The sequence below is a fragment of the Mycobacterium shunyiense genome, from assembly GCF_058270035.1.
This window is the reverse complement of the sequence record NZ_JBZDPT010000047.1, coordinates 790666-812662: the sequence shown is the minus strand read 5'-3', so window position 1 is coordinate 812662 and position 21997 is coordinate 790666. Positions and strand designations below refer to the sequence as shown.

The 21997-nt window shown below is 67.3% G+C and carries 17 protein-coding genes and 1 riboswitch; of the genes, 11 read left to right on the top strand and 6 right to left on the bottom strand.

The genetic code is table 11. The features are described from left to right. Nucleotides 1-6 precede the first annotated feature (6 nt). On the bottom strand, nucleotides 7-1938 hold the full coding sequence (locus AC4ELS_RS31085) for an ABC transporter ATP-binding protein/permease (RefSeq protein WP_499050753.1): 1932 nt from the start codon (nucleotides 1936-1938) through the stop codon (nucleotides 7-9). A gap of 110 nt (nucleotides 1939-2048) precedes the next feature. Here AC4ELS_RS31085 and secA2 point away from each other — a divergent pair, with 110 nt between their 5' ends. From secA2 to gcvP, 11 genes are all read left to right on the top strand, one after another. Continuing rightward, on the top strand, nucleotides 2049-4394 hold the full coding sequence (gene secA2, locus AC4ELS_RS31080) for an accessory Sec system translocase SecA2 (RefSeq protein WP_064957223.1): 2346 nt from the start codon (nucleotides 2049-2051) through the stop codon (nucleotides 4392-4394). Between the two features lie 10 nt (nucleotides 4395-4404). Next, the gene (locus AC4ELS_RS31075) at nucleotides 4405-5034 is read left to right on the top strand and encodes a CDP-alcohol phosphatidyltransferase family protein (protein ID WP_236734935.1); all 630 of its coding nucleotides are present in this window, start codon (nucleotides 4405-4407) and stop codon (nucleotides 5032-5034) included. Continuing rightward, nucleotides 5031-5930 carry a DUF881 domain-containing protein gene (locus AC4ELS_RS31070; protein ID WP_064887613.1) on the top strand — a complete coding sequence of 300 codons (900 nt, stop codon included), beginning with the start codon at nucleotides 5031-5033 and terminating at the stop codon, nucleotides 5928-5930. The genes AC4ELS_RS31075 and AC4ELS_RS31070 overlap by 4 nt, the downstream gene beginning before the upstream one ends. 28 nt (nucleotides 5931-5958) lie before the next feature. Continuing rightward, a complete protein-coding gene (locus AC4ELS_RS31065; RefSeq protein WP_036449743.1) occupies nucleotides 5959-6291 on the top strand; it encodes a small basic family protein in 333 nt (110 codons plus the stop codon). Between the two features lie 184 nt (nucleotides 6292-6475). Beyond that, a complete protein-coding gene (locus AC4ELS_RS31060; protein ID WP_064957236.1) occupies nucleotides 6476-7228 on the top strand; it encodes a DUF881 domain-containing protein in 753 nt (250 codons plus the stop codon). 37 nt (nucleotides 7229-7265) lie between these two features. Then, nucleotides 7266-7661, top strand: a complete 396-nt coding sequence (gcvH, locus tag AC4ELS_RS31055) for a glycine cleavage system protein GcvH (RefSeq protein WP_055114551.1) — start codon at nucleotides 7266-7268, stop codon at nucleotides 7659-7661. A 189-nt stretch (nucleotides 7662-7850) separates the two neighbouring features. Further along, nucleotides 7851-8330, top strand: a complete 480-nt coding sequence (gene garA / locus AC4ELS_RS31050) for a glycogen accumulation regulator GarA (RefSeq protein ID WP_055114548.1) — start codon at nucleotides 7851-7853, stop codon at nucleotides 8328-8330. A 3-nt stretch (nucleotides 8331-8333) separates the two neighbouring features. Beyond that, entirely contained in the window at nucleotides 8334-9083 is a 750-nt protein-coding gene (ftsR, locus tag AC4ELS_RS31045; protein WP_064885654.1) for a transcriptional regulator FtsR, read from the top strand. A gap of 111 nt (nucleotides 9084-9194) precedes the next feature. Further along, nucleotides 9195-9689: a bifunctional nuclease family protein gene (locus tag AC4ELS_RS31040; protein WP_064885652.1), complete on the top strand. Its 495-nt coding sequence runs from the start codon at nucleotides 9195-9197 to the stop codon at nucleotides 9687-9689. A gap of 246 nt (nucleotides 9690-9935) precedes the next feature. Further along, on the top strand, nucleotides 9936-10556 hold the full coding sequence (locus tag AC4ELS_RS31035) for a MerR family transcriptional regulator (protein ID WP_036387126.1): 621 nt from the start codon (nucleotides 9936-9938) through the stop codon (nucleotides 10554-10556). Nucleotides 10557-10686: 130 nt separating this feature from the next. Continuing rightward, a riboswitch (glycine riboswitch) is annotated at nucleotides 10687-10785 on the top strand. A 153-nt stretch (nucleotides 10786-10938) separates the two neighbouring features. Further along, nucleotides 10939-13779, top strand: coding sequence for an aminomethyl-transferring glycine dehydrogenase (gene gcvP / locus AC4ELS_RS31030; protein ID WP_448447098.1), 2841 nt, complete (start codon nucleotides 10939-10941; stop codon nucleotides 13777-13779). A gap of 111 nt (nucleotides 13780-13890) precedes the next feature. Here the strand turns inward: gcvP and AC4ELS_RS31025 are convergent, their stop codons facing one another. From AC4ELS_RS31025 to AC4ELS_RS31005, 5 genes are all read right to left on the bottom strand, one after another. Further along, a complete protein-coding gene (locus AC4ELS_RS31025) occupies nucleotides 13891-16125 on the bottom strand; it encodes a substrate-binding domain-containing protein (RefSeq protein ID WP_448447100.1) in 2235 nt (744 codons plus the stop codon). A gap of 55 nt (nucleotides 16126-16180) precedes the next feature. Continuing rightward, entirely contained in the window at nucleotides 16181-18379 is a 2199-nt protein-coding gene (locus tag AC4ELS_RS31020; RefSeq protein ID WP_064885645.1) for a malate synthase G, read from the bottom strand. Nucleotides 18380-18457: 78 nt separating this feature from the next. After that, nucleotides 18458-19375 carry a 3-methyladenine DNA glycosylase gene (locus AC4ELS_RS31015; protein WP_499050750.1) on the bottom strand — a complete coding sequence of 306 codons (918 nt, stop codon included), beginning with the start codon at nucleotides 19373-19375 and terminating at the stop codon, nucleotides 18458-18460. Nucleotides 19376-19450: 75 nt separating this feature from the next. After that, a complete protein-coding gene (locus AC4ELS_RS31010) occupies nucleotides 19451-20560 on the bottom strand; it encodes a hemolysin family protein (protein ID WP_498888406.1) in 1110 nt (369 codons plus the stop codon). Next, nucleotides 20553-21920: a hemolysin family protein gene (locus AC4ELS_RS31005; RefSeq protein WP_448447106.1), complete on the bottom strand. Its 1368-nt coding sequence runs from the start codon at nucleotides 21918-21920 to the stop codon at nucleotides 20553-20555. Before AC4ELS_RS31005 ends, AC4ELS_RS31010 begins: the two co-directional genes overlap by 8 nt. Between the last annotated feature and the right edge of the window lie 77 nt (nucleotides 21921-21997).

Below are 21997 nucleotides of genomic sequence, written 5' to 3'. Positions count from 1 at the left end.
GCCCGATCAGGGTTGCTTGACCAGGCCGGCCGCGTCGTCTTCGATCCGGCCGAGTCGCCATTCACCTTCACCGAGCAGCTCGAGTTCGTGGGTGTGGTGCTGCTCGACCGTCGTGCGGTGGCTGACGCTGACCAGGATGGTATCCGGCAGGTCGGTGCGCACCCGCTGGTAGAGCATGAACTCCAGGCCCTCATCGAGTGCGGACGTCGACTCGTCGAGGAACACCACCTTGGGCTTGACGAGCAGGATCCGGGCGAACGCAATCCGTTGTTGCTCACCGGGAGACAGCACCTTGGCCCAGTCCTGGACCTCGTCGAGCCGGCTGACCAGATGCGCGAGCGCCACTTCGTCGAGGATCCGCCTGAGGGTCTCATCATCGACGGACCCTTCTTCACCCGGATACGTCACCACGGCGCGCAGGTCACCGAGCGGGACGTACGGCAACTGCGAGAGGAACATCGTCTCGTTGGGCCCGCACGGGCGGGTCAGCGTGCCCGACGTGAACGGCCACAGTTCGGCGAGGCTGCGCAGCAGCGTGGTCTTGCCGCTGCCGGAGGGCCCGGTGATCACCAACGTGTCACCGACCTGCAGGTGCAGGTCGAGCGGATTGACGAGTTGCCTGCCGTCGGGGGTGCGGACCTCGACGTCGGTGAGCTTCACCGTGCCGTCCACGCACGGCAGGGTGGTCACCTCGGGCAGGGCCCTGGCCTCTTCGTTGGCCACGACCAGCCCGTGCAGACGCATGATCGCGGCGCGGTAGCCGGCGAATTGGTCGTAGGCGTTACGGAAGAACGACAACCCGTCGAGAAGGCTGCGGAAGGCGCTGGCGGTCTGGTTCAGCGCGCCCAAGGTGATCTCGCCGCTGTAGAACCGTGGGAACTGCACGATGTAGGGGATGAGCTCCTGGGCCTGGTCGATCGAGTTGTTCCAGCCCAGGAACTTGACCATCCGGTTGATGTAGTTCCGGTAGTTCGACACCACCGGCGCGAACAGCTTCCGCAGCCCGGTGCGTTCGGCGATCTCGCCGCGGTAGAAGGCCACCGCTTCAGAAGCGTCACGCAGCCGCACCAGCGCATAGCGGAAGGCCGCGTTGTACTTCTCGTTGTTGAAGGCCAGCTGGATGATCGGCCGGCCGAGCCAGAACGCCACGACGGTGGCGAACAGAACGTAGACGATGCCGATCCAGAAGATGGCCCGGGGCAGGTCGATGCCGACGAGAGGCAAGGTGATTTCGCCGGACAGGTTCCACAGAATCGCGGTGAACGAAATCATCGAGGCCACTGAATAGATGGAGCCGAACAACAGCGTGCTCGTCGAACTGGCGCTCGGACGGTTCGGCAGTGAGTCGATGCCCGCGGTGAAAGTGTCGATGTCGGCCTGGATGCGCTGGTCCGGATTGTCGATGGTGTCGTCGATGAAGCGCGTGCGGTAGTAGGCCTTGCCCTCCAGCCAGTCGCCGGTGAGCTGGGTGGTCAGCCAGGCCCGCCAACGGAGCATGAACCGTTGCGCCATATAGATGTCGAGCATGATCCGGGCGATATGGATCGCTGCCAGCAGCGCGAACACGCCCAGCGACAGCCAGAACCCGTCTTTACCCGAGACCTTCACAGCCTCGTTGCCGCTGGAGATGCCGCCGGCGATCACCTGGAAGCTGGTCATCATGTCGTTGCCCTGATAGCTGAAGAGCACCGCCAGTCGCACCCCGGCGATCACCGACAGCAGCATCGCACCCAGCCAGGCCCACACGATCACGCTGTCGCGCCCGGTGAAATACCCGCTGGTGATCCGCCAGTACTGCCTGCCCCAGGCGGTGAACCTGGCGATCAGCAACAGGATCACCAGCGTGGACACCGCCGCGATCAGCCAGCCCTTGGCGATCCACACCAGCGATGTCCCGAGCTCGTTGCCCCAGTCCAGTGTCGGGGTGAACATCTCCATGCGGGCAAAGTACCCCCATCAGCTGGCATGAGCCCGGCCGGACGTCATCCGGGCGTGGCTGCACCGATCCGGTTTCCGGGACACTCGGCGCGCCCGCGTACCGTGAACATGTGCCGAAGACGTCCAGCGCCAAACCGGGCCGCTTGAGCAGCAAGTTCTGGAAGCTACTGGGGGCCAGTACCGAGCGGAACGAGGCCCGGTCGCTCTCAGAGGTCAAGGGTGCAGCCGCGTTCGAAGACAAGGCTGCCAAGCTCGACGACGAGCAGCTCACCAAGGCTGCCAAACTGCTCGAGCTGGAGGACCTGGCCGCCTCCGCCGACATGCCACAGTTCCTGGCGCTGGCGCGCGAGGCCGCCGACCGGACGACGGGCCTCCGGCCTTTCGATGTACAGCTCCTCGGCGCGTTGCGCATGCTCGCCGGTGACGTCGTCGAAATGGCCACCGGTGAGGGCAAGACCCTGTCCGGGGCGATCGCCGCGGCCGGCTACGCCATCGGCGGCCGGCACGTGCATGTCATCACCATCAACGACTATCTGGCCAAGCGCGACGCGGAGTGGATGGGTCCGCTGCTGGAGGCGCTGGGGCTGACGGTCGGCTGGATCACCGAGGACTCGACAGCCGAAGAGCGGCGTGCCGCCTACGAGTGCAACGTCACCTATGCGTCGGTCAACGAGATCGGGTTCGACGTCCTGCGGGACCAGCTGGTCACCGACGTCGACGATCTGGTGTCACCCAATCCCGACGTCGCGCTGATCGACGAGGCCGACTCCGTGCTGGTCGACGAGGCGCTGGTGCCGCTGGTGCTGGCCGGCACCAGCCACCGGGAGCAGCCGCGCGTCGAGGTCATCCGCATGGTCGGAGACCTCACCGCCGGAACAGATTTCGACACGGACGACGACAACCGCAACGTGCACCTCACCGAGGCCGGCGCCCGCAAGCTGGAGGCCCGCCTTGGCAACATCGACCTGTACTCGGAGGAGCACGTCGCCACCACTCTCACCGAGGTCAACGTCGCGCTGCACGCGCACGTGCTGCTCCAACGCGATGTGCACTACATCGTCCGCGACGGCGCGGTGCACCTGATCAACGCGTCCCGCGGCCGGATCGCCTCCCTGCAGCGCTGGCCGGACGGTCTGCAGGCCGCCGTCGAGGCCAAGGAAGGCATCGAGACCACCGAGACCGGTGAAGTGCTCGACACCATCACCGTGCAGGCGCTGGTAAACCGTTACCCGACGGTGTGCGGCATGACCGGTACCGCGCTGGCCGCCGGCGAGCAGTTGCGCCAGTTCTACAAGCTCGGGGTGTCGCCGATCCCGCCGAACAAGCCCAACATCCGCGAGGACGAGACGGACCGGGTGTACCTCACCGAGGCCGCCAAGAACCACGCCATCGTGGAGCACATCGCCGAGGTGCACGAGACCGGTCAACCGATCCTCGTCGGCACGCACGACGTGGCCGAGTCCGAAGACCTGCACCGCAGGCTGGTCAAGGCGGGCGTCCCCGCCGTCGTGCTCAACGCCAAGAACGACGCCGAAGAAGCCTCCGTGATCGCCGAGGCAGGCAAGCTCGGTTCGGTCACGGTGTCGACCCAGATGGCCGGCCGCGGCACCGACATCCGCCTGGGTGGGTCCGATGTGGCGGACGACTCGGCCGAGAAGGAGAAGGTGGCCGACCTCGGCGGGCTGCACGTGGTCGGCACTGGCCGACACCACACCGAGCGCCTGGACAACCAGTTGCGTGGCCGCGCCGGACGTCAGGGCGATCCCGGGTCGACGGTGTTCTTCTCCAGTTGGGAGGACGAGGTGGTGGCAGCTCACCTCGACGAAACCAAGTTGCCGACCGAAACGGACGAGGACGGCCGTGTCAGCGCGCCCAAGGCGGCCGGTCTGCTCGACCACGCGCAGCGGGTCGCCGAGGGCCGGCTGCTCGATGTGCACGCCAACACCTGGCGCTACAACCAACTCATCGCCCAGCAGCGCGCGATCATCGTGGAGCGTCGCGAAACCCTGCTGCGCACCGATACCGCCCGCCAGGAACTCGAGGCCCGCTCACCCGAGCGCTACGCCAAACTGGCCGAAGGCCTGGGTGAGGACGCCGAGGAGAAGCTCACCAAGATCTGCCGGTTGATCATGCTCTACCACCTCGACCGCGGTTGGTGTGATCACCTGGCATTCCTCGCCGACATCCGCGAGAGCATCCATCTGCGGGCGCTGGGCCGGCAGAACCCGCTCGACGAGTTCCACCGGATGGCCGTCGACGCGTTCGCCTCGCTGGCCGCCGACGCCATCGAGGCAGCCCAGCAGACCTTCGACACGGCCGACGACATCGAGGACGAGCCGGGCATCGATCTGTCGAAGCTGGCGCGGCCGACATCGACGTGGACGTACATGGTCCACGACAATCCGCTCAACGACGACACCATGTCGGCGCTGAGCCTGCCGGGCGTGTTCCGCTAAGTTTTTAGACATGGATCACGCACCTGCTCCTGAGGGCAGGAGCGCAACGAGTCGGGCCGCACCACCGGGGTCGGATCGGGTGCTGACGGTGCCCAACGCGCTCAGTGCGCTGCGCCTCGTATTGGTGCCGGTATTCCTGTGGCTGCTGTTCGGCGCACACGCCAACGGCTGGGCCGTGGCGATCCTGATGTTCAGCGGCTTCTCCGACTGGGCCGACGGCAAGATCGCGCGCCTCGTCGACAATCAGTCGTCGCGGCTCGGTGAACTGCTCGACCCCCTCGTCGACCGGATCTACATGGTCACCGTGCCGGTCGCCCTCGCGCTGTACGGCGTGGTGCCGTGGTGGGTGGTGCTGACCCTGCTCGGGCGCGACATAGTACTCGCCGCCACGCTGCCGCTTCTGCGTCGACGCGGACTGACCGCACTGCCGGTGACGTATCTGGGCAAGGCCGCCACCTTCGCGCTGATGTCCGGGTTCCCGTGGATCCTGCTCGGGCAGTGGGACGCGACGTGGAGCCGGGTGGCGCTGGCCTGCGGATGGGCCTTCCTGCTGTGGGGCGTGGCGCTGTACCTGTGGTCGGCCGTGCTGTACCTGGTGCAGGTGGGCATGGTGATGCGACAACTTCCCGTCAGATCATGAGCACGCTGGGCGGCTACGAGTCGGGGGCAGGACTCAACGACCATGAGGCCCACGCGCCCAAGCGGATCCCACTGCCCTCGCTGCTTCGGTCGTTGCTCTCGGAGCACCTCGACCCGGGTTACGCCGCGGCCGCGGCGGCCCGTGAGACCGGTGATCGACCGCATCGGCGCATCCGGGATTTCGCGTGGTTGGTGGTGGGTGCGGGGGCGATCGCGACAGTGTTCGCGGTGGCCGCCGGCCAGGCCCAGACCGCGGCGCCCGCGGCCCGCGAAGCCCAGCACACCCTGGCCGGGCGGGTGCGGGCGGCGCAGATCGGTGCCGACGAGGCCAGCTCCGAACGCGATGCACTCGTCGATCAGGTGGACGCCGAGCGACGCAGCAGACTCGGCATGGACGAGAACGGCCAGCATCTGCTCGGCAGTCTGGACACCGCCAACATCGAAGCGGCCGCCATCCCGATGATCGGTCCCGGGCTGACCGTCACGGTCACCGATCCCGGTCTGTCCAAGGACCTCAGCGACGTGTCGAAACAGCGGGTTGCCGGTGGACAGCAGATCATCCTGGACCGGGACCTGCAGCTGGTGGTGAATTCGCTGTGGGCCAGTGGCGCAGAGGCGGTTTCGGTAGGCGGTGTGCGGGTCGGTGCCGGGGTGACGATCCGTCAGGCGGGAGGCGGGATTCTGGTCGACAACCAGCCGATCACCAGTCCGTATGCCATTGTGGCCATCGGACCGCCGAAGGGGATGGCCGACGCTTTCGACCGGACCCCGGGCCTGCAGCGGCTCCGGTTGTTGGAGACTTCCTACGGGGTAGGGGTGAACGTGAGTGCGGGTGACGGCCTGACCGTGCCCGCGGTGTCGGTGCGAGATGTCAACTTCGCCAAACAGATTGGATAGGCCTGAGGTGCACAGGATGGACCGTTAGATGATCGGGATCGTCGCACTGGTCGTCGGGATCGTGCTCGGGTTGGTGTTCCACCCCAGCGTTCCCGACTTCGTCGAGCCATACCTGCCCATCGCCGTCGTGGCGGCGTTGGATGCGGTGTTCGGTGGGTTGCGCGCCTACCTGGAGCGCATATTCGACGCCAAGGTGTTCGTGGTCTCGTTCGTGTTCAACGTGTTGGTGGCCGCGTTGATCGTGTACGTCGGTGATCAGCTCGGCGTCGGCACCCAGCTGTCGACGGCCATCATCGTGGTCCTCGGCATCCGGATCTTCGGCAACGCCGCCGCACTGCGGCGCAGGTTGTTCGGCGCCTGACATGAGCGACGCCGAGCCCCCACCCAAGGACCAGCCGGACCATCCGGCCGAGCCGACAGGGCCAGCCGAGCCGACCAAGCCAACGGAGCCGACAGAGCCGGACGGGCCCGAAACGGAGTCCGAGCCAGAGCCAGAGCCGAACCATCACGCAGAGCACGCTGCCGAACACCACGGCCGCCACGAGATGCCCGCCGACGTCTCGCCACGCCGGTTCCGGAATCTGCGGATCGTGCGCCGCAGCCGTTCGCAGCTGGTGTTCGGCGCGCTCGGGGTGTTGTTGTGCATCCTGCTGGGCATGGCGATCGTCACCCAGGTCCGCCAGAACGAGTCAGGAGATTCGCTGGAGACCGCGCGCCCGGCGGATCTGCTGGTGCTGCTCGACTCCCTGCAGCAACGTGAGGGGTCGCTCAACACCGAGGTGGCCGACCTGCAGCGGACGCTGCAGCAGCTGCAGGCCTCGGGCAGCAGCGACCAGGCCGCGATCGAGAATGCCCAGTCCCGGCTGGAGGCCCTGGCCATCCAGATCGGCACGGTGGCCGCGACCGGCCCCGGCGTGACGCTCACCATAGAAGACAACGCGCCCGGTGTTCCCGCCGAGACCATGCTCGATGTGATCAACGAGTTGCGCGCCGCGGGCGCCGAGGCCCTTGAGATCCGCGGCGGCGATCAGCAGGCCGCCGTACGGGTCGGCATCGACACCTGGATCGTCGGCACCCCCGGGGCGCTCACCGTCGACGAGGTGACCCTGCGGCCGCCGTATTCGGTTCTGGCCATTGGGGACCCGCCGACCCTGGCCGCCGCGATGAACATTCCCGGCGGGGCAATGGACAGCGTCAAGCGTGTCGGCGGCACGATGGTGATACAACAAGCCGAGCGTGTCGACGTCACCGCCTTGCGGCAACCGAAACCACGCCAATACGCTCAGCCCGTCAAGTGAGCACAGCAACACCAACCGCCCGACAATAAGGAGCGCCGTGAGCGACATCCCAGCCGACCTCTACTACACCTCGGAGCACGAGTGGGTACAGCGCACCGGTGACGACACGGTGCGCGTCGGCATCACCGACTACGCACAGTCCGCCCTCGGCGATGTGGTGTTCGTCCAGCTGCCCGACGTCGGCGCCCAGCTGGCCGCCGGCGATGCGTTCGGCGAGGTCGAATCCACGAAGTCCGTGTCGGATCTCTACGCTCCGGTCGCGGCGAAAGTCGTTGCGGTCAACGGTGATCTGGACGGCAGTCCTCAGCTCGTGAACTCCGACCCCTACGGCGAAGGCTGGCTGGTCGATCTGCGGCTCGAGGAGGGCACGCTCGAGGACGCCCTGGCCGGTTTGCTCGACGCGGACGGCTACCGCGCCGCCGTGACCGAGTGAGTAATTGTTAGGGTTTCGAAGGCCGGTCGCCGAGACCGGTTCGGCCGTACCCGGCGCGCAGATATCTTCCCCATCGGATCCGGCGGTGGTGGACACAACGATGCCTGATGCGCGGTACGGTCGACGTGAGACCGACGATGGGCTGGGGCCGCGCCGGCCAACGCCACAGCAGCCAGTGAGGAGCAGCGGGTGACGGACAAGGACAGCAATTTGGGGGCCGACCAGTCGGAAGACGTGACGGTGGAAACCACATCGGTTTTCCGCGCGGACTTTTTGAACGAACTGGATGCGCCCGCAACGGCAGGTACCGAAGGCGCCGTCTCCGGCGTCGAGGGCCTGCCCGCGGGTTCGGCATTGCTGGTCGTCAAGCGTGGACCGAACGCCGGATCGCGTTTCCTGCTCGATCAGCCGACCACGTCGGCCGGGCGGCACCCGGACAGCGACATTTTTCTCGATGACGTCACGGTGAGTCGTCGACACGCCGAGTTCCGGTTGGAGAGCGGTGAGTTCCAGGTCGTCGATGTCGGCAGCCTCAACGGCACGTACGTCAACCGCGAGCCGGTTGATTCGGCCGTACTCGCCAACGGCGACGAAGTGCAGATCGGGAAGTTCCGCCTGGTGTTCCTCACCGGTCCCCGGTCTGACGACGACAGCGGCCCGACCAGCTAGCCGATGACTGCCCCCGACAGACCTGCGCTGGCCGGGATGTCGATCGGCGCAGTGCTGGACCTGCTGCGGGGCGACTTTCCGGACGTCAGCATCTCCAAGATCAGGTTCCTCGAGGCCGAGGGACTGATCACGCCGCAGCGCACCGCGTCGGGGTACCGGCGGTTCACTGCATACGACTGTGCGCGGTTGCGGTTCATCCTGACTGCTCAGCGTGACCAGTATCTGCCGTTGAAGGTGATCAAGGCGCAGTTGGACGCCCAGCCCGACGGTGAATTGCCGGAGGCCGGATCGGCCTACGCGGTGCCCCGACTGGTCGGGGTGTCCGAGAGTGGGGGCGAGGGAGTGGACGGCGCCGCCGGCTTGTCGGCGGTGGCGCCGACACAGGTCCGGCTCTCCCGTGAAGACCTGTTGACCCGGTCGGGCATCGACGAGGAGATGCTGGGGGCGTTGGTTCGCAACGGCATCATCACCGCCGGGCCCGCCGGGTTCTTCGACGAGCATTCCGTGGTGATCGCACAGTGCGCACGTGCCCTGGGCGACTACGGCGTCGAGCCCAGGCACCTGCGGGCATTTCGCTCCGCGGCAGACCGGCAATCCGACCTGATCGCCCAGATCGCCGGCCCGGTGGGCAAGGCGGGCAAGGCCGGCGCGCGGGACCGGGCCGATGACCTGGCCCGTGAGGTGGCCGCCCTAGCGATCACTCTGCACACGTCGCTGATCAAGTCCGCCGTACGCGACGTTCTGGATCGCTGAGGACTAGACTCGTTTCGACGGCCAGTTCGTCTAAGTCGGGACCCCTGAGGCGAACTGGCGAAGGACGAAAGATTCGACGAAACGGCACGGCGGTGCGGAGGGCAGGCACAGATGGCTGAGGTTCGCGTGGTCGGCATTCGAGTGGAACAGCCGCAGAACCAGCCCGTGTTGCTGTTGCGGGAATCCAACGGTGACCGCTATCTCCCGATCTGGATCGGGCAGTCGGAGGCCGCCGCGATCGCGCTGGAACAGCAGGGCGTCGAGCCCGCCCGGCCGCTCACTCACGACCTGATCCGAGATGTCATTGCCGCCCTTGGACATTCACTCAAAGAGGTGCGGATCGTCGACCTGCAGGAAGGCACGTTCTACGCCGACCTGATCTTCGACCGCGACATCACGGTGTCGGCCCGGCCTTCGGACTCGGTGGCGATCGCTCTGCGCGTCGGCGTGCCGATCTACGTGGAGGAGGCGGTGCTGGCCGAGGCCGGCCTGCTGATTCCCGACGAGAACGACGAAGAGGCTACGGGCACCGTCCGTGAGGACGAGGTCGAAAAGTTCAAGGAGTTCCTCGACAGCGTTTCGCCGGACGACTTCAAGGCGACATGACTGTCGCCCGCGCCTTGCAGGTCACGGGTACATCTCAAGTGGGTATACCGGTGTCGACACGCGGCGCGGGAGACAATCGGGCGGGAATTCGGGCGCCATACTTTCATCGCAGCGGGCAATCACGGCTCGGCGGGAAGCGTATGCTCGACACATTCGAGCTCGCAGCAAACCGTCGCGGAAGAGATGGCTGCGCTGCAGGACATGGCACTACGGTGCGGGCGAGTTCGATCGGCGAGAGGATTCACAGTGGGTGACACGCCACGGCAGGAAGAGCTGGATCTGACCACCGGGAGCGGCGCGGAGCCGCCTGTCAGGCCAGCTGGCGAACCCGTGCAGGGTGGGCTGTTCCCCGATGACTCGGTGCCGGACGAGCTGGTGGGCTACCGCGGTCCCAGCGCCTGCCAGATCGCCGGTATCACCTATCGGCAGTTGGATTACTGGGCGCGTACCTCCCTGGTGGTCCCGTCCATCCGGGGCGCCGCCGGCTCAGGCAGCCAGCGTCTGTACTCGTTCAAGGACGTCCTGGTCCTCAAGATCGTCAAGCGGTTGCTGGACACCGGCATCTCGCTGCACAACATCCGGGTTGCGGTCGATCACCTGCGCCAGCGTGGCGTCCAGGATCTGGCCAACATCACCCTGTTCTCCGATGGCACCACGGTCTACGAATGCACCTCGGCCGAAGAGGTCGTGGATCTGCTGCAGGGCGGCCAGGGCGTGTTCGGCATCGCGGTATCCGGCGCCATGCGCGAGCTGACCGGCACCATCGCAGACTTCCCGGGCGAACGTGCCGACGGCGGCGAATCCATCGCATCGCCCGAGGACGAGCTGGCGTCGCGGCGAAAAAGCCGCGACCGCAAGATCGGCTGATCCTCCGCCGCGTACAGACACCTAGGTTCCCCTCGACCGTCGTTGAGGGGAACTTTTGCTGGGAGCCGTCCCGCTTGCGGGGGAACTGTTCGCGAGCACCGGTGCGCTGCCGGTAGAATTGCCGACGCATCGCCCTCGCGCGGGAGAGTTTCGTGACAGCCAGCCACGGACGCCGAAGGAGCAATACCTCTCCGTCAACCTCTCAGGCCCCCAGGACCGCGTCAGGCCCCGATGCCTCTGGAAAGTGGTGCCCATGGGCACCCGCCCATGGGGAAAGGTCCTGTAGCCGGGGCTGAATCTCTCAGGCGCCCGGACCGGGTCGACGACAGAGGGAGAGGGACGCCTACGACGTTTCATCACGTCTGCGCCTCAGGAGAGTGTCGTGTCCGACCAGCTTCAATCGCGTTTCGCCGATCGTCACATCGGCCCGGACGCCACTGCCGTTGCCACCATGCTCGACGTGATCGGCGTGGCATCGCTCGACGAGCTCGCCGCCAAGGCGCTGCCCGCAGGCATTCTCGACGCGCTGGCGTCCGACGGGGTCGCCCCGGGCCTCGAAGCTCTGCCCGCGCCGGCCACCGAGGAGCAGTCCCTGGCCGAGCTCCGGGCGTTGGCCGACTCCAACACGACCGCGGTGTCGATGATCGGTCAGGGCTACTTCGACACGTTCACGCCCGCCGTGCTGCGGCGCAACATTCTTGAGAACCCGGCGTGGTACACCGCCTACACCCCGTATCAGCCCGAGATCAGCCAGGGCCGGCTCGAGGTGCTGCTGAACTTCCAGACCATGGTGAGCGACCTGACCGGACTCGAGGTGGCCAACGCCTCGATGCTCGACGAAGGCACCGCCGCGGCCGAAGCCATGACCCTCATGCACCGCGCGACCAAATCCAAGACGAACCGACTGCTGGTCGACACCGATGTGTACGCGCAGACCGCGGCGGTGCTGGCCACGCGCGCGCAGCCGCTCGGCATCGAGATCGTCACCACGGACCTGCGCCAGGGATTGCCCGAGGGTGAGTTCTTCGGCGTCGTCGTGCAGCTGCCGGGAGCGAGTGGCCGGGTGGACGACTGGACGGGGCTGATCGGCGAGGCGCATGAGCGTGGCGCACTGGTGGCGGTTGGCGCGGACCTGCTCGCGATGACGGTGATCACCCCGCCGGGCGAGATCGGGGCCGACGTCGCCTTCGGGACCAGCCAACGGTTCGGTGTGCCAATGGGATTCGGCGGCCCGCACGCCGGCTATCTGGCGGTGCACGCCAAGCATGCCCGGCAGCTCCCGGGCCGTTTGGTCGGTGTCTCCGTCGACGCGGATGGGTCGCCGGCCTACCGACTGGCGCTGCAGACCCGTGAGCAGCACATCCGCCGGGACAAGGCCACCAGCAACATCTGCACCGCGCAGGTGCTGTTGGCCGTGATGGCCGCGATGTACGCCAGCTACCACGGTGCCGAAGGGTTGACGGCGATCGCCCGCCGCGTGCAGGGCCATGCCGCCGCGATCGCGGCCGCACTCGGCGATGCGCTGGTGCACGACAAGTACTTCGACACCGTGCTGGCCCGGGTTCCCGGACGCGCTGACGCGGTGGTCGCGGCGGCCAAGGCCAAGGGCATCAACCTGTGGCGCGTCGACGCCGACCACGTGTCGGTGTCGTGCGACGAGGCGACGACCGACGAGCATGTGGCCGCGGTCCTGGAGGCTTTCGAGGTGGCACCCGCCGATGCCGCTGCCAACGCAAGTGGGGCTGTGGCGACGCGGACCTCGGAGTTCCTCACGCATCCGGCGTTCAACTCCTACCGCACCGAGACCGAGATGATGCGGTACCTGCGGATGCTGGCGGACAAGGATATTGCCTTGGACCGCAGCATGATTCCGTTGGGTTCCTGCACGATGAAACTCAACGCGGCGGCCGAGATGGAGCCGATCACCTGGCCCGAGTTCGGCCGTCAGCACCCGTTCGCGCCGGCATCGGACAACCCGGGCCTGCGCAAGGTGATTGCCGATCTGCAGGACTGGCTCACCGGGATCACCGGCTACGACCAGATTTCGTTGCAGCCCAACGCCGGTTCCCAGGGGGAGTACGCCGGTTTGCTGGCGATCAAGGCGTACCACGACTCGCGCGGCGATACCGAGCGCGACCTCTGCCTGATCCCGTCGAGCGCGCACGGCACCAACGCCGCCTCGGCTGCGCTGGCCGGCATGCGCGTCGTGGTGGTGGCCTGCCGTGAGAACGGTGACGTCGACCTCGACGACCTCCGGGCGAAGATCGCCGAACATGCGGATCGTGTTGCGGCGCTGATGATCACCTATCCGTCGACGCACGGGGTGTACGAGCACGACGTCGCCGACATCTGCGCGGCGGTGCACGACGTGGGCGGCCAGGTCTACGTGGACGGCGCAAACCTCAACGCGCTCGTCGGGTTGGCCCGGCCGGGCCGCTTCGGTGGCGACGTCAGTCATCTGAATCTGCACAAGACCTTCTGCATCCCGCACGGTGGTGGCGGCCCCGGTGTCGGGCCGGTCGCGGTGCGCTCACATCTGGCGCCGTTCCTGCCGGGCCATCCGCTGGCCGACGAGCTGCCCGATGAGCACACCGTCTCCGCAGCGCCCTACGGGTCGGCCTCGATCCTGCCGATCACCTGGGCCTACATCCGGATGATGGGGGCCACGGGTCTGCGCGCAGCAACGCTGACCGCGATCGCGTCAGCCAACTACGTGGCCCGTCGCCTCGACGAGTACTACCCGGTGCTCTACACCGGGGAGAACGGGATGGTCGCCCACGAGTGCATCCTGGACCTGCGCGGGATCACCAAGGACACCGGCGTGACCGTCGATGACGTGGCAAAGCGCCTGGCGGACTACGGTTTCCACGCACCCACCATGAGCTTCCCGGTGGCAGGCACGTTGATGGTCGAGCCGACCGAGAGCGAGAGCCTGACCGAGGTCGACGCGTTCTGCGACGCGATGATCGCCATCCGCGCCGAGATCGACCGGGTCGGCTCGGGGGAGTGGTCAGCCGAGGACAACCCGTTGCGCGGCGCCCCGCACACCGCCGAGTGCCTGCTGGTGACGGACTGGGATCACCCGTACACCCGCGAGCAGGCCGCCTACCCGTTGGGCAAGGGATTCCGCCCCAAGGTCTGGCCGCCGGTGCGTCGGATCGACGGTGCCTACGGCGACCGGAACCTGGTGTGCTCCTGCCCGCCGGTCGAGGCGTTCGCCTGACACGTCGGTTTCTACATCAGGGTTGTGCCCGGTCGCTCCGCACAACCCTGATGTAGAGAATCGCGCGTCCCTGATGTGGAAAACGGGGCGTCACGGGTGCGGTACTGCGGATCAACCCAGCATGGTGTTGACCGCGCTGGCCAGCTCGGGTGAGGTCGAGCTGGCCAGATGCTGGTAGGTGCCGCTGGTGGCCTGCGCGACGGCCTCCCACGTGGCCCGGTCCGAGCCTGTGCCGAAGTCGATCACGTTGACCGCGATCGGACGGGCCGGGTCGAATGCGCCGCGGATGTAGTCCTGCAGCCCGGGCCCATCCAGACTCTGATCGGTGTGTGGTCCGGTGGTGATCAACAGGATTGAGTTGCTCTGGCCCTCACGGTATTTCGACAGCGCTTCGGTATAGAGCATGCGGAGCGTGGTGAACGACACCGCGCCGCCGCCCGAGGCGGACTGCTCGTCGAGCGTCGAGATCAGCGCATCGGAGCGCCGCTGTCCGTTGACCGGCTCGGCCAGCGGGCCGGTTGAAATCTCCGATCGTCCCTCGGTGCCGTCAAAAGTCCAGAGGCCGACCGCGGCGGTATCGGGCAGTGCCTTGAGCCGGCCGTCGAGCGCGGCCACGACGTTGGCCAGGCGCGACTTGCCACCCTCTTCGGTCGGCATCGACTGGTCGAGCATGATCGTGACCGCGGGGTTCCCCGACGGCGTGGCAGTGGCGTTGGCCAGCGTCACCCGCATCGAGTTGTCGCCCACCGACAGCGGTGCCGCGAGCTGGCTGAAACTGGTGACATCGCTGGATGGCGGCGACGTGCCCTCGGCGCGGAACCCGGCCTTGGCGAGTTCGGCGAGCTGCTCAGGCTTGCGCAGGTAGCGGGCGAACTCGCTGGCCGCAGTGACCTGTTCCTTCTCGAGCCAGTCCCCGGACAGCAGCACCGTCGGATAGTCGGCGGTGGCGGTGGGACCCGGCGGCAGCCAGCCGGCCAACGAGGACTTGACGTTGTCGACCGAGGTGGCCCGCTGGAACAGTTGCTGCTCAGTGGTGGCCACCGCGTGCACCGGCGCGGTCGCCGCATCGGGGGCGTTGAGCAACGCGTCGAAGGCGGTGCCCAGCTCGGAGTCGTCGAGTTTGGGCTGCCCGTGGAACAGGCTGTTCACGCCGCTCATACCGGACGTGGCCGGCGCACCCGAAGGAGCCGTCGCCGCGGCGACGGCCTCGGCAGCGAGCAACGCGGCATCGCCATTGCTATGGGTCGGCAGGGCAAGTTTGAGCGTGCCCCAACCGGGCAGCTTGAGCGCGTTCATCGCCGCCGGGCTGCTTTGCAGCTGGGGAAGGGTAGCCCAGGTCTGTTGTGCCAGGGCATCTTTGAGCTGCGGACGGACCGCAAGTAGCACCGGCGAGGTGACCAGGGACCGGCTGTCGCTGACAGTCTTGGCGCCCGCGGTCGCCTCCAGCCGTGCCTCGGCGATACTGCTGGCCGGAATCCACAGTGCCGGACGGTCGCCGAGCTCGCTGGGCCACGCGTTGGCGAAGCCACTGACCACGCGGTCGGAATCGGCGGACTGCACGCGCACCTTGACGCAGCGGTCACCCACCGGGCTGACCGACTCGTTGTACGTGTTGGCCAGTCCCTCGATGCGGGAGGAGATGGTCGGGTCGGCGATCACGGCGACCCCGAGTTCGCCGTCGACACAGCGCGCGGCTGCAGCGTCGCTGCGGCCGGCGAGCATGTCACCGAAGAACTTCCACAGGATCATTGCGCCGACCACGGCCACCACGGTGACCAGTGCGACGATCACACCGACGCTGACACCTCGGCGCCCGGACTCGACTGCGCGGTGGCTGCCGGTCCACTCACCGTCCCACTCGCCACGCTGGCGGCTGGTCGGACCGGTCGGCGGCGGTGGATCACCGACACCGCCGACCGCACCGAACTGGGCGGTCGGCTGATCGTCGGCATACTCCGCGTCGTAGTCGTCGGCGGCGTACTGGTCGCGGTAGCCGTCGACGTACTCGTCCTCGTACCCGTCTTCCTCTACGTACTCGGCTTCGTCGTAATCGGCGTACTCCGAGTCGTGATAGTCCGATTCGTAGTCGTCGTCCCCGTCGGCGTACTGCGGTGCGCGGTACGCGGGTTCGGGTTCGGCGCGGTAGCCGCGGTCGTCCCGGTAGCCCGGCTCGTCCCGGTACCCGCGATCGGGCTGACGCCCGGGCGTGTCGAAGTCGTCTTCGGCGTACCGGGACTGCTCGCCGCGGGGACGGTCGTAATCGTCCCGGTAATCGGAGTCCCCGACGTGCCCGTGATCGGGCTCGTCGGGTGCATCCTCAGGGTCGGGAATGCTGTGCCTGCCCATTCCTAACCCCTGTACGTCTCGCGCCGACTAGTCATCCGGACCCGCCGAAGTCTAATCACTTCCCCGCGGTGCTCGCTTTGAACTCGCGGCGGCGCCGGTGCAGGATCGGCTCGGTGTAGCCGTTGGGCTGCGCTGCCCCGGACAGGATCAGCTCCTGCGCCGCGCCGAACGCGATGCTGGCATCCGGGTTGGGCGCCATCGGCAGGTAGTCGGGATCACCGGCGTTCTGCTCGTCGACGACTGCGGCCATCCGGCGCAGGCTGGCCTTGACGTCCTCTTCGGTGATGACGCCGTGACGCAGCCAGTTGGCCAGCAGCTGGCTCGAGATCCGCAGGGTCGCGCGGTCTTCCATCAGCGCGACGTTGTGGATGTCGGGCACCTTCGAGCAGCCGACGCCGGCATCGATCCAGCGGACCACGTAGCCCAGGATCGACTGACAGTTGTTGTCGACCTCTTCGTGGATCTCCTCGGGCGACCAGGTCAGTGAGGAGTCCGCCAGCGGGATGGTCAGCAGCTCTTCGATGGTGGCGCGCTTCTTGCCGGTCAGTTCCTTCTGCACGGCCTCGACGTCCACCTGGTGGTAGTGCATCGCGTGCAGGGTGGCCGCCGTCGGTGAGGGCACCCATGCGGTGGTGGCACCGGCCTTGGGCTGGCCGATCTTCTGCTCGACCATGTCGGCCATCAGATCGGTCATGGCCCACATGCCCTTGCCGATCTGGGCCTTGCCGGCCAGGCCGGTGGCCAGGCCCACGTCGACGTTGTTGTCTTCGTACGCCTTGATCCACGGCTGGGCCTTCATGGCGCCCTTGCGGATCATCGGGCCGGCCTCCATCGAGGTGTGGATCTCGTCGCCGGTGCGGTCGAGGAAGCCGGTGTTGATGAACACCACTCGATCGGCGGCGGCCTTGATGCTGGCCTTCAGGTTGACGGTGGTGCGGCGTTCCTCGTCCATGATGCCGACCTTGAGGGTGCCGCCGGGCAGGCCGAGCACGTCCTCGACACGACCGAACAGCTCACAGGTGAAGGCGACCTCGTCGGGTCCGTGCATCTTGGGCTTGACGATGTAGACCGAGCCGGTGCGGCTGTTCTTCAGCGGGCCATTCGCCTCGTCGTCCTTGAGCCCGTGCATGGCGATCAGGCCGGTGAACAGCGCGTCCTGGATGCCCTCGGGGATCTCGTTCCCATCAACATCCACGATCGCGTCGTTGGTCATCAGGTGCCCGACGTTGCGCACGAACAGCAGGCTGCGACCGGGCAGGGTGAGCTCACCCTCGCCGTCCGGCGTGGTGAAGGTGCGGTCCGGGTTGAGCACGCGGGTGAACGTCTTGCCGCCCTTGGCGACCTCTTCGGCCAGGTCGCCCCGGTTCAGGCCCAGCCAGTTGCGGTAGCCGAGCACCTTGTCGTCGGCGTCGACGGCGGCCACCGAGTCCTCGAAGTCCATGATCGTGGTGATCGCGGATTCCAGCACGACGTCCTTGATGCCTGCGGCGTCGGTGGAGCCGATGGGGGAGTCCGGGTCGACCAGGATCTCGATGTGCAGGCCGTGGTTGGCCAGCAGCACCGACCACTGCGGCTGCCCGAGCTCACCGGTGTAGCCGACGAACTGCTCGGGGGTGCCCAGGCCGGAGGACAGGCCGTCGCCGTACTCCACCAGCAACTGGCCTTCGTCGATCTTCAGGCCGGTGGCCTCGGCCCAGGTTCCCGCGGCCAGCGGCACGACCTCGTCCAGGAAGTTGCGGGCGTAGGCGATCACCTTGTCGCCACGGACCTTGTTGTAGCCCGACCCCTTCTCGGCGCCGTCCTCTTCACTGATGACGTCAGTGCCGTACAGCGCGTCGTACAGCGAGCCCCAGCGGGCATTCGCGGCGTTGAGCGCGAAGCGGGCGTTGAGGATCGGCACCACGAGCTGCGGACCGGCCGTCGAGGTGATCTCGTCGTCGACACCTGAGGTGGTGATGGTGAAGTCGGCGGGCTCCGGCAACAGGTAGCCGATATCGGTGAGGAACTGCTTGTAGGCCTCGGGGTCGACCGGCTCGAGCACATGAGCGCGGTGCCACTTGTCGATCTGCGCCTGCAGATCGTCGCGACGGGCCAGCAGGTCCTGATTCTTCGGGGTGAGGTCAGCGACGACCTTGTCCACACCGGACCAGAAGCTGTCCGGGTCGACGCCGGTGCCCGGCAGTGCCTCGTTGGTGATGAAGTCGTGCAGCACCTGTGCCACGCGCAGGTTTCCGACAGTCACGCGATTGGTCATGCGCGTTTCCTCCCTCGGCTCCAGGCACCGTGCGGTGCCTGCCGTTTATCCAGCTTACCCATTGGTAACGTCGGCCTTTCAGCCGTCCAGCCTGGTGAGCAACAGCTCACACCGGTTTGCCAGAGTGATCCGCAACGGCGCTGCCCGTTCGGCGATGCGCTGCTGGGCCCTGACGTATTCGGCGCGCCCGGCCGGTGTTTCGATGGCGATCGGCTCGAAACCATAGCGCCTCAAGTCGTATGGGCTGGCACACATATCGACCGCCCGCGCGTCGGCGGCCAGTTCGAGTGCGTCCATCACGAGTTCCGACGACACCAGAGGGCCCAGCTTGTAGGCCCATTTGTAGGTGTCCATGGCGGCGTGGATGCAGCCGGGCTGCTCGGTGTCGAGCTGTTGCTCGCGGCTCAGTTGCCGGTCGTTGCGGGGCGCGGCGGAGTCGGTGAAGAAACGGAAGGCATCGAAGTGGCTGCACCGCAACGGCATCGACTCGACGACGGCATCGGTTCCGGTGGCGCCGAGGCGCAGTGGAACCCTGTCGTGACGTAGCTGGGGAGTCCGGTAGACCATGGCCCACTCGTGTAGTCCGAAGCAGTTCATCCGGGGCGCCCGCGCTGCGGTGGCACGCATCAACCGAGCCACGAAGCGGACCGTCTCGATGCGGGAAAGCAGGTAGTCGGTCCGCACCGTGACACCGTGCGGATGCGGACCGTAACCTGTGCGCCGCAGATACGAATCTGCCTCTCCGCCGGCCAGCACCACCCCGAAGCCGGGATGCCACAGGCGTAGCTGACGGGGTCGCAGGCTGTAGTAGGTGAACAGGAAATCCCATACCGGGTGCGGCTCACCGGCGTGTCGGCGACGCACGTGTGGTGTGAGGAAGTCGTCGGCGCGGCGCCGATGTGACTCGGCGCGTGCCGCCCAATCCGGGCCCGCCAGGACCTCGTCGGCATCCGGCAGGGTCAGTCCGGCCGCGTCCGATCCAACGCGTCCTTCCATGTCTCCTCCACTGGGTGGCCCGCCGCCGCCGTGCGGCTCGAGCCTACCGATGCATTCGAGGGAGGATCAGACGGGTCAGATGCGGTGGGTGCCGTCTCGCACAGTGCCCACCAGATCCTCGACGAGGTCCTCGAGCGCGACCATCGCGGTGACGGTCCCGTCCGGACCGGCGGGCGCATCGCTCGCACCGTCAGGACCGTCCTGCTCCTCGCGGTTCTCCTCGTTGACGACCAGCGCGAGGTGACTGTTGCTGCGTCGCATCCGGGACAGCGCATCGGGCAGCGGCAACGAGGCCGGGACGCGCGGCAACGGACGCACCATGGACAGATCCAGCACCGCATCGGGGTCGTTGATGTGCGGCAACACATCCTTGATGTGCAGGTACCCGATGAATTCGCCGAAGGAATCGGCAACAGGGAAGCGCGAGTAGCCGGTGTCGGCCAGTGCCCGCTCCACATCCCCGACGGTGGGCCCCGAACCCGGGGCGGCGACCCGGATGGCGTGGATCTCGTCCAACGGCATCGCGACATCACTGACCGTACGGGTGCGTGTTTGCAGGGCCCGCGTCAAACGACCGTGCTCCTCGGTGTCGAGCAGGCCTTCGGACACCGATTCGGCGATCATCTCCGACAGTTCGACGGTCGAGACGGCCGATTCGAGCTCGTCGACCGGTTCGACCCGGAACGCGCGCAGTGTGGCGTTGGCGCACCAGTTGTAGAAGGCGATGAACGGCCGGGCCGCCCGGATGTACACCAGGTACGGCGGGACCAGCAGCATCGCGGCGGTCTCGGGCCCCGCGATGGCGATGTTCTTCGGCACCATCTCGCCGAGCAGCACGTGCAGGGTCACCACGACGGCCAGGGCGATGAAGAACGAGACGGTGTGCAGAACCGCGTCGGGCACGCCGATCAGCGCGAAGGGTTTCTCCAGCAGATGAGCGACGGCGGGTTCGCCGACCCGCCCCAGCAGGATCGAGCAGATCGTGATGCCCAGTTGGGAGCCGGCCAGCATGAGCGACAGGTGCTCGCCCGCCCTGATGACGGTCACCGCACTGCGCTTGCCCTGCTCGGCGAGTGCCTGCAGCCGGTCCCGGCGGGCCGAGATCAGCGCGAACTCCGCGGCCACGAAGAACGCGTTGGCGGCCAGCAGCAGCACCGTCAGCAGCACACCGAGGATGTCACCCATGCCCGTTCTCCCGCGCTCCGAGACTGGTCAGTTCGAGCAGATCGATCCGGCGGCCGTCCATCCGCACCACCGTGGCCAGCCATCGAGTCGGCTTGTCCGGGTCGCCGTCCGGGTCGAACGCGATGAGCTCCACGGCTTCGCCGGTCTCGGGTATGTGTCCGAGTTCCTGCAGCACCAGCCCGCCGATGGTTTCGTATTCGCCCTCGGGAGCACGGAATCCGGTGCCGGTCGCGACCTCGTCGATGCGCAGCAGCCCGGACACCTGCCAGCCGGCGCCGGCAGGCACCACGTCGGGGGTGGCGTCGTCATGCTCGTCACGCACGTCGCCGACGATCTCCTCGATCAGGTCTTCGACTGTCACCATGCCCGCGGTGCCGCCGTATTCGTCGACCACCAGTGCGGTCTGCAACCCGTTGGCCCGGATCTGGGTCATCACGGCATCGCCGTCGAGGGTGGACGGCACCGTGGCCACGGGCAGTGCCAGCCCGGCCAGCCGGGTCCGGTCCCGGTCTTCGCGCGGAACCGAGAACACCTGCTTGACGTGGACGACGCCGATGGTCTCGTCCAGGTCGCCCTCGACGATCGGGAACCGTGAGTACCCGGTGCGGATCGCGACGGCCAACAGGTCGGACACCGAATCGCCTGCGTCGAGCACCTCGATCTTGGAGCGTGGGGTCATCAGTTCCTCGGCGGTGCGCTCACCGAACTGCAGCGAGCGGTGGACCAGCAGCGCGGTGGTGGGATCGAGAGACCCGCTGCGGGCCGAGTTCCGGACCAGCGACGCCAGTTCCTGGGCCGAACGTGCCGAGCGCAGTTCCTCGGCCGGCTCGACGCCGAGGCGGCGCACGATCCAGTTGGCCGTGCCGTTGGTCAGCCGGATGACCGGCGTGAACAGCATCGAGAACAACAGCTGGAGCGGTGCTGCGGCACGTGCCGTCGGGACCGGGCGGGCCACGGCCAGGTTCTTTGGCACGAGTTCGCCGAACACCATGGACAGCGAGGTCGCGATGAGGATGGCCAGGAACAGCGCCAGACCGGACGCCACGTTGGGTGGTACACCGAGGGCGTCCAGGCCGGGGCGGATGAGTTCGCCGACCACGGGTTCGGCGAGGTAACCGGTCGCCAGGGTGGTGATCGAGATGCCCACCTGGGCGCCGGAGAGCTGGAACGACAAGGTGCGGTGCGCGCGGCGGACCAGTTGGTCGCGGCGGTCGCCGGTGCGGGCGTTGGCCTCGACCGTGCTGCGCTCCAGTGCGGTCAGGGAGAACTCGGCGGCCACGAACACCGCGGTGCCGAGAGTGAGGAGGACGATCGCCAGGATCGACAGCAACGAGAAAATTACGTCCGTTGAGCTGCCCATCAGCTCTCCAGGGGAACGCCGGGCCGGGGGCCCGGCCGACTAGGAGAGGGGTCGTCGGCTTCGGCGCTCAGAAGTGA

What these genes read in the sequence shown, in the direction of transcription:
- AC4ELS_RS31005 (WP_448447106.1), bottom strand. Translation starts at nt 21,920, where the DNA reads ATGGGCAGCTCAACGGACGTAATTTTCTCGTTGCTGTCGATCCTGGCG.
- AC4ELS_RS31040 (WP_064885652.1), top strand. Translation starts at nt 9,195, where the DNA reads ATGGCTGAGGTTCGCGTGGTCGGCATTCGAGTGGAACAGCCGCAGAAC.
- AC4ELS_RS31070 (WP_064887613.1), top strand. Translation starts at nt 5,031, where the DNA reads ATGAGCACGCTGGGCGGCTACGAGTCGGGGGCAGGACTCAACGACCAT.
- AC4ELS_RS31025 (WP_448447100.1), bottom strand. Translation starts at nt 16,125, where the DNA reads ATGGGCAGGCACAGCATTCCCGACCCTGAGGATGCACCCGACGAGCCC.
- AC4ELS_RS31065 (WP_036449743.1), top strand. Translation starts at nt 5,959, where the DNA reads ATGATCGGGATCGTCGCACTGGTCGTCGGGATCGTGCTCGGGTTGGTG.
- AC4ELS_RS31075 (WP_236734935.1), top strand. Translation starts at nt 4,405, where the DNA reads ATGGATCACGCACCTGCTCCTGAGGGCAGGAGCGCAACGAGTCGGGCC.
- AC4ELS_RS31060 (WP_064957236.1), top strand. Translation starts at nt 6,476, where the DNA reads ATGCCCGCCGACGTCTCGCCACGCCGGTTCCGGAATCTGCGGATCGTG.
- AC4ELS_RS31015 (WP_499050750.1), bottom strand. Translation starts at nt 19,375, where the DNA reads ATGGAAGGACGCGTTGGATCGGACGCGGCCGGACTGACCCTGCCGGAT.
- AC4ELS_RS31010 (WP_498888406.1), bottom strand. Translation starts at nt 20,560, where the DNA reads ATGGGTGACATCCTCGGTGTGCTGCTGACGGTGCTGCTGCTGGCCGCC.
- AC4ELS_RS31020 (WP_064885645.1), bottom strand. Translation starts at nt 18,379, where the DNA reads ATGACCAATCGCGTGACTGTCGGAAACCTGCGCGTGGCACAGGTGCTG.
- AC4ELS_RS31085 (WP_499050753.1), bottom strand. Translation starts at nt 1,938, where the DNA reads ATGGAGATGTTCACCCCGACACTGGACTGGGGCAACGAGCTCGGGACA.
- ftsR (WP_064885654.1), top strand. Translation starts at nt 8,334, where the DNA reads ATGACTGCCCCCGACAGACCTGCGCTGGCCGGGATGTCGATCGGCGCA.